Here is a 6,687-nt window from a genome sequence, read left to right as displayed (position 1 = left end):
TCCGGTCTCCTTCAAACTGAAGCGGCGGCTCGATGATCTGGCTTCGAACGGCGTCGGGCAGCAGGTTGTCGAGACCCTCCTGAAGCAGGTGTGGAAAAAACTCACCGATCTCAGTGGAAAGGCGGGGGATTTGGTCGGCAAGGAGCTGAAGGGCGTCCTGAAAGGACTCGGCAAAAAATCCCCCAAGGCCCAGGACGTCATTAAGGATCTGGGCAGGGAGCTGGAACGGGGTCTGCAGGATATTCTGAGGCGCCGCTAGATATCTCCCGGGCCGTTCAAGGTAAGTTCCATCATTTCTTGTATTTCCCGCCTGTATTGTGATATGTTTTCTAGGTTCCTCCGCCCGAGGTTTTCCATGGCGCTCGCATCCCTGCCCCTCCCGGGGAAGGGGTGGAGGCCTGTCCAGAGAGTTGGACTATGGCACCGCGAAACCCGGGCAAGCAGGACCTTTCTCCATATTCCGAACGCATCCATGAGGTTTTCGGCCTCCTTCTGGTGGCAGGAGCGCTCTTTTTCGCGCTTGCCCTCTGGAGCTACAACTCCACGGATCCTTCCTGGAACGATCGCGTGGGCGAGGGGTGGGTGGTTCAGAACTTCGCCGGCCTCGTTGGCGCCTACGTGGCGGGCGGCCTGGTGCATCTTCTCGCCACCTTCTCTTTTCTCGTCCCGGTCGCCGTTCTCGTATGGGGTGTGGCGACGTTCGCCGGCTATTTCTCCTGGTGGCCCGGATGGCGCGGCCTGGGCTGGCTGGTGGCCACGCTGAGTGGCTGCGGTCTTTTCTACAAGATTTTTGAAATCGATCCGCTCTTCGGCAGCGCGGTTCTCGCCGGCGGCTGGGTGGGTTACAGCGTTTCCTCCCTGCTGCTGGGCGCGCTGGGCAGCGCGGGGAGCGTAATCGTCCTCGTGGGGATTTTCCTCGCGGCCCTGGTGGCAACCACGGGCCTGCCCCTGAACCAGTTGTTCGCCGCCGTGCTCTCTGCGCCCGTTTGGCTCGGGCGCCGTGCCGGGCCTTGGCTCTGGCGCGCGGTTCGCCTCTCGTTCCGCTGGACAGCGGCGGGGTTGCAGAGCGGGGGGCGGCGCCTATGGGCGGGAGCCTGCTCGGCGCGCGATAAGCTTCGGCGGGAAGCCCGGCAGGGGAAAGCACGCGCGCTGGCCTACCGCGAGTCGCTCGCGGCCGAGGGACCGGCGCTGGGAGAGGTGTCCGATGCGGGGGCCGGGCCCGAAGAGATCGGGCCGGCGCCTGCTTTGGCCGAAGAGACGTCGGCCGGCATCTTCGCCGGGAAGTTTTCTCTCTTCCGGAGGAGCGGGAAAGCGGGAAAACCCGAAAAAGAAAACGCCCGCTCAGCGGATCGCCTCAAGGACGAGCCTTCCCTGGGCGCGCTCATGGCCGCGAAAGACATGCAGCTCTCGCAGGGCCCCGCCCTGCCGATTCCGGGCCCTGCCGCCGCCCGCCCGGACCATGCGCCTTGGGTGGAGACTCCTGCGCGCGAGATTTCCCTGCCGGAAGTTTCTCCGCCGGAAATTCCCATGCCCCCGAGGGCGGCGAATCTCCCCCGGGAAGAGGTTTCAGAAGGTGACCGGGAGGGGCAGGGGGTGGAACTCCACCAGGCTTCTCACGGAAACGGCTTGCGCATCGGCCGTGCCCGGAGCAATCCGGAACGGGCCGCACAGGTTCCGCCGGACCGGCTCGGGAAGGGTGATTCCATCGGCGAGGGGCTCGAAGATATCTCGGCGGAAAAGACCCCTGCCGCCGCACCGGGGCGGAACGGTTCCGCAGCCCCCCGCCGGGAGGATGCGCCCGAAATTGAGCCCATTGGCGGCGAAGGCGCCCCCGCACACGGGTGGGATGCGCGCCCCGGGCCCGCCCTGCCGGAGGGAGGCTCCCGCGTCCGCACGGCGGCGTTCGATGAGAATCCGGAGATTGTCCGGATCGAGGATGAATCCATCGTCAAGGAAGAGGGCCTGCTCGTCGCCTCCGGCAAGCGGGCGAAGCGCCCGGGCGCCGAAAAGCGGGGAGGCTATACGCTTCCCGAGGTGGATCTTTTTTCGGAGCCGCCCCGAAGATTCTCCGGCGTGGAAACCGAGAGGTTCGAGGAGAAATCCAGGCTGCTGGAGAAGACCCTCCGGGAGTTCGGGGTGGAGGGCGAGGTGGTTCAGGTCAACACCGGCCCGGTGATCACGATCTACGAGTTCAAGCCGGCGGCCGGCATCAAGGTGGCCAAGATCGCCTCGCTCTCGGACGATCTGGCCCGCGCCCTCTCGGCGCTCAGCGTGCGCGTGGTGGCGCCGATTCCCGGAACCTCGGTGGTGGGCATCGAGATTCCCAACGAGAAGCGCAACGCCGTCTATCTGAAGGAGATGATCGGCTCCCGGGAATTCCGGGAGGCGCGGGAGAAACTGACCGTGGGGCTGGGCGTGGATGTCCTGGGCCGCACGACGCTGACGGATCTGGCGAAAATCCCGCACCTTCTGATCGCGGGGACGACGGGCTCGGGGAAGAGCGTTCTCCTCAACATGATGATCTGCAGCCTTCTGGTCAAATGCATGCCGCGCGAGGTGCGGATGCTGATGATCGACCCGAAGATGCTCGAGCTTTCGATCTATGAGGGTGTGCCCCACCTGCTGGTGCCCGTGGTGACCGATCCGAAGAAAGCGGCTTCCGCGCTTCGCGGCGTCGTGGCGGAGATGGAGCGGCGCTACAAGGTGATGAGCCGGGTGGGGGTGCGCAGCATCGAGAGCTACAACGCGAGGTTGTTCGAGCGGCTGGGCGAGAAGGAGAGCCGGAGGCGGCTGGCCCGGTCGCTGGACCTGGATGAAAACATCGCCAGCGTGGGGGAAGAGGATTTCCTGCCCTACATCGTGGTGGTCATTGATGAGCTGGCCGATTTGATGATGGTCTCATCCCGGGAGGTGGAGGATTCCCTCGCCCGGCTGGCGCAGATGGCGCGGGCGGCGGGCATCCACCTGCTGGTGGCCACCCAGCGGCCCTCGGTGGATGTTCTGACCGGCCTGATCAAGGCGAATTTCCCCTCGCGCATCGCCCTGCGGGTGGCCAGCCGGACGGACTCGCGCACCATCATGGATGCCAACGGGGCCGATCGGCTCCTCGGCAAGGGGGACATGCTCTTCATTCCGCCGGGGAGCTCCTCCCCCATGCGGATTCATGGCGCCTTCGTCGCCGAAAAGGAGATCCGCCATCTGGTCGAGCACTGGCAGGCGCAAGGGCCCGCCGTGTACCAGGAGAAGATTTTCGCGGAGCCCGAGAAGGCCTCGGCCGATAGTGAGGCCGATGAGGATGAATTCGATGAGAGGTACGACGAGGCGGTTGCCCTTGTGGCCCGCACCCGGGAAGCGTCGATCTCGCTGCTCCAGCGCCACCTTCGCGTGGGCTACAACCGCGCGGCCCGGATGATCGAGCGGATGGAGGCGGAAGGGGTCATCGGCCCGGCGGATGGCGTAAAGCGACGGCAGGTTTTGGCTCAGGAAATTCCCTTGGATGAAGCCGAGCAAGAGATTCGGGGATAGCGAGCTGCCTCTGGCGGGGCATATCCGCAAGCCCGACGACCTTGTCCACGCCGCCCGCCTTGATGGCTTCCTTCGGCATCCCGAAGACGACGGAACTCTCCTCGTCCTGGGCGAAGGTGGCGGCTCCGGCTGATTTCATCTGCGCCAGGCCCCTGGCGCCGTCGCGTCCCATCCCCGTCAGGATGACGCCCACGGCATTTTTCCCGGCGCTCTGGGCGACGGACTCGAAGAGCAAATCAATGCTCGGTCGGCAACCCCATACTTTCGGCCCGCCCTGAAGGCGGACCTCGTAGTCTCCCCCGATTTTCCGGATGGTCATGTGCAAATCGCCGGGCGCGAGGTATATGTTGCCGGGCCGGAGCCTGTCGCCGGGCCGGGCCTCCTGGACGGAGAGCGGGGAGAGGGAATCGAGCGAGTTCGCCAGCAGGCCGATAAAATGGGCGGCCATGTGCTGGACGATGACGATGGGCGGAAACGTCGCGGGCAGCCGGGACAGAATGGACCGGAGGGCTTCTGTTCCCCCGGTCGAGGAGCCGATGGCGACGACAGTGCCGCCGAATGCCGCGGCGGGTGCGCCGCGGTCCGGGTGCGGATGCGCCGCGGACTGTATTTCCTGGATGAGTTCATCCCGGAACAGGGCCAGCTCCATCCCGATGATGGCCACTGGTTTCCGCAGAAAGCCGACGACGCCGCATTCGGCATACGGCAGGTTGCCGGGATTTTCGGGTGCGCCGAGCGCGATGACGGGTATGGGCGAGAGGGCCATGCGGGATTTGAGGAATGTAAAAGTTTCCTCGTCCAGCATTTGGATTTGAAGAAGGATGACGTCGGGCCGGAGGGAGAGGGTCATCTCGCGCGCGGCGGCGAGATTCTTCGCCTCGCCGGCCACCTCGATGGCCGGGTTCTGCGCGAGAAGCCGCACGTAAAGGCTCCGCATCAAGTCGGAGTTTTCGACGATCAGCACTCGAATGGTGGGGTTCATCTCTCAGGCTCTCGTGTCGGGCCGGCGGGCCGCTCCGCAAGGGATGTCAGGGCGCGCGGTTTTCCAGGGCTTGGCCGCCAGCTGTTTTTCGACCCGCGTGTATTCTTCATGTAGCGAGCGAATGTGCCGTTCGATGGCATGATTTTCTTTTTCCTTGGTGCTTTCTTCGATAATTTCACAGAGCGCGGCCATGCGAAGCGCGCTGATCACGCCGCAGGAGCCCTTGATGGTATGGACCGCCTCTTCGAGCCGCAGGAAGTCTTTCTCTCCCAGCGCCTGGGACAGGACGGACAGCCGGGAGGGCATTTCCTTCAGGAAGATGTTGGCCAATTCCTGGATGATGTCGCTTTCGCCGGGCCCTTGAAGTGCGGCGAGCTCGAGAAGGGGGGGGAGATAGAGCCCCTCCGCCTCCGCGTCGTCGGCGGAGGGGGGATATCCGCCTTGCCGCTCGCTTGGCTTCTCGCACGGGGAGGAGAGCCACCGCTCAAGGATTTCACTCAATGCCGAAAGGGTGGCGGGCTTCAGGAGGAGGTCGTTCGTTCCGGCGGCCCGGTGGGCGTTTTGTTGTTCGGGGTCGTCATGCCCCGTCATCGCGACGATGGGGATGTTTTGCGAGCCGGGCTTTTGGCTGCTTCGGATTCGGCGGGCGGTCTCGAACCCGTCCAGTCCGGGCATGGAGATGTCGAGGATGATCAAATCGAATTCGGAGGCTTCGTAGTGCGCGAAGGCCTCGAGACCGTCCGGGGCGGCCTCTACCCGGCAGCCGAGGAACGAGAGCATCTCCTGGGTGGCGAGGCGGCTCATGGGGTCGTCCTCGGCCAGGAGAACACGCCCGGAAAACGATTTTTGCCCGCCGCTCATTCGGTTTCTCTTGTCGAAGGGCTCCCGTGGGGAGCGATGAGACTGAAAAGGGAGTGTGTTCCTGTTGCCCCCCCCATCCGGTTATCATACATATGAAACGGAAGCGATCAATGAATTTTCCGGGGGTTGGGTCAAACGGCGGGAGAAAAAACAATCCCTGGTTGATGGAAAGACTCCGGGTTTGCCGGATTTTTGCCGTTCGCTCTTCTGTTGGAGAAAAGGATGGCGAATTTCATCTCTTTGTTGAAGGAAGTTGATCTTTTCGTCGAGGAAGATCAGCGCCTTTTGGGCGCGTTGGCGGTGATTTGCGAGCAGGAGATGGAATTGCTGGGCAGGCCCGATCTGGCAGGTCTGGCAGAATTGCTCCAGGAGAAAGAAGCCCTGCAGCGGGAAATCGAATCCCGTACAAGCGCCTCGCAATCCCTCTGGAAGAGGGTGGAGCAGGCAGCGTTGTCCGAGGGCGAGCTGGCACGGACGAACGAGGCGCTGGGCAGCGTGCGCGGGCGCATCTCACGGATACAGGAATTGGAACAGGCCATCGCCGCTCGCTTGCAGGGGCGAAGGGAGGAGGTTCGCGGCCTCCTGGGCCACATCTCCAAGAAGGGAAAGGCGCTGAGCGCCTACCGCCCGAACCTCAATTACTCCCCCCGGTTTGTGGATAAACGGGAGTAATCCGCACTTTCCCGGGACGGGCGAATCCTTTTCCGGCGGGCCGTGTCCAAGGGGACAGTGGCCGGGTGGGCGCGTTGCAATCCTCTCCCGGTTTGACTAGAGTCATGGATGGAGACCGCACGTCTTCATGGGGTTCCCCGCCCCTCTTCGCCCTCATCTTTCACTTTTGGTTGTCGGAGATATGGAAATGGCAGAAAATCTTCAGGATTTTACCGATCAGAATTTCGACAGCGAGGTGCTCGGATCGGATACCCCGACCTTGGTGGATTTCTGGGCCGAATGGTGCGCACCCTGCAAGATGATTGCGCCCACGGTGGAGGCCCTTGCGGCAGAGTATTCCGGGAAACTGAAGGTGGGCAAGTTGAACATTGACGACAATCCCTCGACCCCGACCAAGTTCGGCATTCGCGGAATCCCCACCCTGATCATCTTCAAAGGCGGAGATGCCGTGGAGCAGGTTGTCGGTGTGCGCTCAAAGGCGGATCTGAAGGCCGTGATCGACCGGGTGGTGTGAAGAACCGGGAGTTCACCCGAGGGTGAGGACGTCCAGGCAGGGAGTTCTCTTTGGCTCGGATGCGGGAAGGGTTCATCGAACTGGGCCAGCGGCGGTTGGCTTATCGCGAGGCGGGTGAGTCTTCGACTCACCC

General features: G+C 63.5%; 6 protein-coding genes. 4 read left to right on the top strand and 2 right to left on the bottom strand.

Features of this window, described 5'->3' with window-relative positions:
- Both O2807_10270 and O2807_10265 read left to right on the top strand, forming a co-directional pair.
- Positions 1-259: hypothetical protein (locus O2807_10270; GenBank protein ID MDA1000880.1), on the top strand; the 259-nt coding region annotated here is incomplete at its 5' end.
- A gap of 158 nt (positions 260-417) precedes the next feature.
- Entirely contained in the window at positions 418-3,525 is a 3,108-nt protein-coding gene (locus O2807_10265; GenBank protein MDA1000879.1) for a DNA translocase FtsK 4TM domain-containing protein, read from the top strand.
- Here the strand turns inward: O2807_10265 and cheB are convergent.
- Together cheB and O2807_10255 are read right to left on the bottom strand one after the other, a co-directional pair.
- On the bottom strand, positions 3,437-4,507 hold the full coding sequence (gene cheB, locus O2807_10260; protein ID MDA1000878.1) for a chemotaxis-specific protein-glutamate methyltransferase CheB: 1,071 nt from the start codon (positions 4,505-4,507) through the stop codon (positions 3,437-3,439). The genes O2807_10265 and cheB overlap by 89 nt on opposite strands.
- A gap of 3 nt (positions 4,508-4,510) precedes the next feature.
- The gene (locus O2807_10255) at positions 4,511-5,368 is read right to left on the bottom strand and encodes a response regulator (protein MDA1000877.1); all 858 of its coding nucleotides are present in this window, start codon (positions 5,366-5,368) and stop codon (positions 4,511-4,513) included.
- A 222-nt stretch (positions 5,369-5,590) separates the two neighbouring features.
- Here O2807_10255 and O2807_10250 point away from each other — a divergent pair, with 222 nt between their 5' ends.
- Positions 5,591-6,040 (top strand): hypothetical protein, encoded by a 450-nt coding sequence (locus O2807_10250; protein MDA1000876.1) that lies wholly within the window; start codon positions 5,591-5,593, stop codon positions 6,038-6,040.
- 187 nt (positions 6,041-6,227) lie between these two features.
- Positions 6,228-6,554 carry a thioredoxin gene (gene trxA / locus O2807_10245; protein ID MDA1000875.1) on the top strand — a complete coding sequence of 109 codons (327 nt, stop codon included), beginning with the start codon at positions 6,228-6,230 and terminating at the stop codon, positions 6,552-6,554.
- The last annotated feature ends 133 nt before the right edge of the window (positions 6,555-6,687 follow it).

It is taken from the genome of bacterium (assembly GCA_027622355.1).
Classification (GTDB): Bacteria; UBA8248; UBA8248; order UBA8248; family UBA8248; genus JAQBZT01.
This window is presented reverse-complemented; position numbering and strand designations above follow the sequence as displayed.

Coding starts and splice junctions, on each gene's coding strand:
- O2807_10265 (MDA1000879.1), top strand. CDS start 418: ATGGCACCGCGAAACCCGGGCAAGCAGGACCTTTCTCCATATTCCGAA.
- cheB (MDA1000878.1), bottom strand. CDS start 4,507: ATGAACCCCACCATTCGAGTGCTGATCGTCGAAAACTCCGACTTGATG.
- O2807_10255 (MDA1000877.1), bottom strand. CDS start 5,368: ATGAGCGGCGGGCAAAAATCGTTTTCCGGGCGTGTTCTCCTGGCCGAG.
- O2807_10250 (MDA1000876.1), top strand. CDS start 5,591: ATGGCGAATTTCATCTCTTTGTTGAAGGAAGTTGATCTTTTCGTCGAG.
- trxA (MDA1000875.1), top strand. CDS start 6,228: ATGGCAGAAAATCTTCAGGATTTTACCGATCAGAATTTCGACAGCGAG.